Source organism: Microbacterium sp. (genome assembly GCF_035277845.1).
Lineage (GTDB): Bacteria > Actinomycetota > Actinomycetes > Actinomycetales > Microbacteriaceae > Microbacterium.
Genome location: NZ_DATEJS010000123.1, coordinates 1 through 3,103, shown reverse-complemented (window position 1 = coordinate 3,103; position 3,103 = coordinate 1). Strand labels below are relative to the sequence as shown.

Genomic DNA, 3,103 nt, shown 5'->3' with positions numbered 1-3,103 from the left:
GGTCGCGGCATCCGCTCCGGGGAAGGCCGCGGCGATCATGTGCGCGAGCACCACGAGGCGGATGCGGGCGGCCGCGGCATCCAGCTCGTCCGGCGCCCACCCCGCGGCGAGTCCGTCGACGAGGACGGTGCCGTCCGTGCGGCCGACAGCCTCGGCCACGCCGGCGGCATCCGCCACCTCGCGCACCTCGACCGTCCAGCCGCGCTCGCGCAGCCCGTCGCGCACCCGGCGGTCGTACACGTTGCCGCCGCTCACGCGGTGCGGGTCGTCGATCCCCTTCGGCACGACGAAGCGCACCCGTCTCACAGGGCCACCTCGTACGTCGCCCAGGCCACGTGCGATTCGTGCAGCGTGATGCCGATCCCGGACAGCGTCACCGGGCCGAGGCCGCCGCGGTGCACCACCTCTGCCAGCCGGTCGCCGATGATCTGGCACAGCCGTTCGGTGGTGGTGTTGACACCGTGCAGGTCGGGCTCGTCGTCGAGGTTGCGATAGGACAGGGCGCCGACGATCCGCCCGAGCGCCTCGCTCGCGCGCCCGATGTCCACGACCAGTCCGTCGGCGTCGAGGTCTGCCGCACGGAACGTCGCGTCCACGACGTAGGTGGCCCCGTGCAGGCGCTGGGCGGGGCCGAACACCTCGCCGCGCAAGCTGTGCGCGACCATCAGGTGATCGCGCACGGTGACGCTGAACCGGCTCGCGGGCAGGATCATGCGGCGCTCCAATCGATCGTGTGGCAGAGCGGGTCGGCCGTGCCCGCGGCGAGCTCGGCGACGACGTCGGGCAGGCGGGTGAACGGCGAGGTGCCGCCGAGCAGCAGGTCGAACGCCGGGTCCTCGAGCAGCCGCAGCGCGAAGGCGAGGCGGTCCCGCGTGGTGCGCCGCGCACGTCGGCTCGCCGCGACCGCGCCGACCTGGCTGGCCCGGATCGTGAGGCGCCGGGAGTGGAAGTCCGCCCCGAGAGCGAGCGGCACGGCATCGGCGCCGTACCAGCCGGCCACCACGACCTCGCCGTCGGTGGGCGCGAGGCGCAGCGCGACCTGAAGCCCGGAGCCGTGCCCGCTGGCCTCGATGACGACGTCCGGATCCGGCCGGGGATCGGACGCCGCGGCGAAACCCACGCCGAGCGCGGCCGCGAGCGCGGCCTTGGCGGCATCCACATCGATCAGGGTCACCTCGACGCCGGGGATGCGGCGCGCCAGCAGGGCGATCGCGCATCCGATCATGCCCGCCCCGACGATCGCGATGCGGTCGCCGAGCTGCGGTCGGGCGTCCCAGAGCACGTTCACCGCGGTCTCGGCCGCCCCGGCGAGCACGGCCCGCCGTGGGGGCACGGCGGCCGGCACGGGTGCGACGGCGTCTGCGGGCACCACGAAGCGCGACTGGTGCGGGTGCAGCGCGAAGACCGGCTGCCCGAGCGACGGGCCGGACTCGACGACTCCGACGCTGAGGTAGCCGTACTTCACCGGGAACGGGAAGTCCCCCGCCTGGAACGGCGCCCGCATCCGCTCATGTTCGCTGGGCGGCACGGCGCCACGCGCGACGAGCGTCTCGGTGCCCCGGCTGACACCGCTCCACAGGGTGCGGACCAGCACGTCGCCGTCGGCAGGCGCGTCAAGGCGTTCGGTGCGCAGCTGCGCCGTGCCCGGGCCGGTCGTCCACAGCGCCACCGCGTCGCGCTGAACCCCACAGGCCCCCTGTCTCGTGTCCACAGCGACCGTCATGATGAGAACACGGAGAGAGCATGTCGAAGGTTCAATATCTGCCCTGGTGGTGGGCCGCGGGCGGTGCGGGCGCACTCGTCGGCGCCGAGCTCGCCGTGTCCCTCGGCCCGGCGGGGTGGGCCGCCGGCCTCGCCTTTCTGCTCGTGTCGTCCGCACTGCTCTCCCGCGGGCTCGCGCGGCGGGGCGCGATCCGGCTGGGGCCGGCCAACGCCGTCACGGCGACCCGGTCGGTGCTCGTCGGAGTCGTCACGGCGCTGACCGCGGCCTCCCTCACCGGCTCCGCGGTCGCTCTGCTCCTCCTGCCCCTCACCTCGGTCGCGCTCGTGCTGGATGCCGTGGACGGCGCGGTCGCGCGGCGCACCGGGACGGCAACCGAACTGGGAGCCCGGTTCGACATGGAGGTGGACGCGTTCCTGCTGCTCGTGCTGTGCGTGTACGACGCGCGGCTGGTCGGCGGCTGGGTGCTCGCGATCGGACTGATGCGGTACGCGTTCGTGGTGGCGGGCTGGATGCTGCCGTGGATGAACGCGACGCTTCCTCCGCGCTACTGGCGCAAGGTGGTCACCGCCGCGTGCGGCATCGCCCTGACCGCCGTCGCCACGGGCCTTCTGCCCTGGGCCGCGAACATGTCGCTGGTGGGGGTGGCGTTGCTGCTGCTCGTCGAGTCGTTCGGCCGCGATGTGGTGTGGCTGGTGCGCACCGCCCGCCCGGGACGGGTCTCCTGGGGCGATGCGGTGAACCGAGCAGGCGACGATCTCGTGTCTTCACCACAGGACCTCGACTGAGAGCGGGTACGACATGGCCGGAAACAGAAGCGCTGCGGCACTGGTGATGCGCATCCTGAGCGCGATCGTGCTGCTCGCCATCGCAAGCATCCACCTGTTCCTCGTCTTCCACGGCGTCGGCGGGGTGCTCGGCGTGCTGTTCGTGCTGAACGGGGTGGCCGCCCTGGTGCTCACGATCGGGATGCTGACGCTGCGCGGCCGGTGGCTGCAGATCGCCTCCGTGCTCAGCCTGCTGTTCGTCATCGCGACGCTCGCCGCGCTGCTGCTGGCGCTGACCGTCGGACTGTTCGGCATCGTCGAGGTGTGGACCTTCATCCTCGTGCCGCAGACCGTCGTCGTCGAATCGGTCGGCATCGTCGTGCTCGCCATCGCCTGCATCGTGCTGTTGCGCCGTCCGCGCGCGATGCGCTGACACGCCCGCGCGGCTCCGGGGCACAAGGGTCGAGCCCGCTATTTACTTAGCACAACTAATAAGCTATGCTAAGTAAATCAGCGAGACGGAGGTGGGTACCACGATCAACCCGACACCGACGGAAGCTCCGCCCGCCCCACCGACAAGCCCCGCCCGCCCCCACGCCGAGACCGCCCAGGCCCT

General features: G+C 72.5%; 4 protein-coding genes and 1 pseudogene. 2 read left to right on the top strand and 3 right to left on the bottom strand.

All coding sequences use genetic code 11. The annotated features are described in order from the left end of the window. The 3 genes and pseudogenes from VJR25_RS05220 to VJR25_RS05210 all read right to left on the bottom strand — a co-directional run. Nucleotides 1–306 (bottom strand): annotated as a pseudogene (locus VJR25_RS05220) (glycosyltransferase family 1 protein); the annotation flags it as partial. Further along, a complete protein-coding gene (locus tag VJR25_RS05215) occupies nt 303–713 on the bottom strand; it encodes a 6-carboxytetrahydropterin synthase (RefSeq protein WP_324113233.1) in 411 nt (136 codons plus the stop codon). The pseudogene VJR25_RS05220 and the gene VJR25_RS05215, both read right to left, overlap by 4 nt. Continuing rightward, nucleotides 710–1,711 (bottom strand): zinc-binding alcohol dehydrogenase, encoded by a 1,002-nt coding sequence (locus VJR25_RS05210; protein ID WP_324113231.1) that lies wholly within the window; start codon nt 1,709–1,711, stop codon nt 710–712. Before VJR25_RS05210 ends, VJR25_RS05215 begins: the two co-directional genes overlap by 4 nt. A 32-nt stretch (nt 1,712–1,743) precedes the next feature. Here VJR25_RS05210 and VJR25_RS05205 point away from each other — a divergent pair, with 32 nt between their 5' ends. Then, on the top strand, nt 1,744–2,508 hold the full coding sequence (locus VJR25_RS05205) for a CDP-alcohol phosphatidyltransferase family protein (RefSeq protein ID WP_324113228.1): 765 nt from the start codon (nt 1,744–1,746) through the stop codon (nt 2,506–2,508). Nucleotides 2,509–2,521: 13 nt separating this feature from the next. Beyond that, nucleotides 2,522–2,920 (top strand): hypothetical protein, encoded by a 399-nt coding sequence (locus VJR25_RS05200; protein ID WP_324113226.1) that lies wholly within the window; start codon nt 2,522–2,524, stop codon nt 2,918–2,920. Nucleotides 2,921–3,103 lie beyond the last annotated feature (183 nt).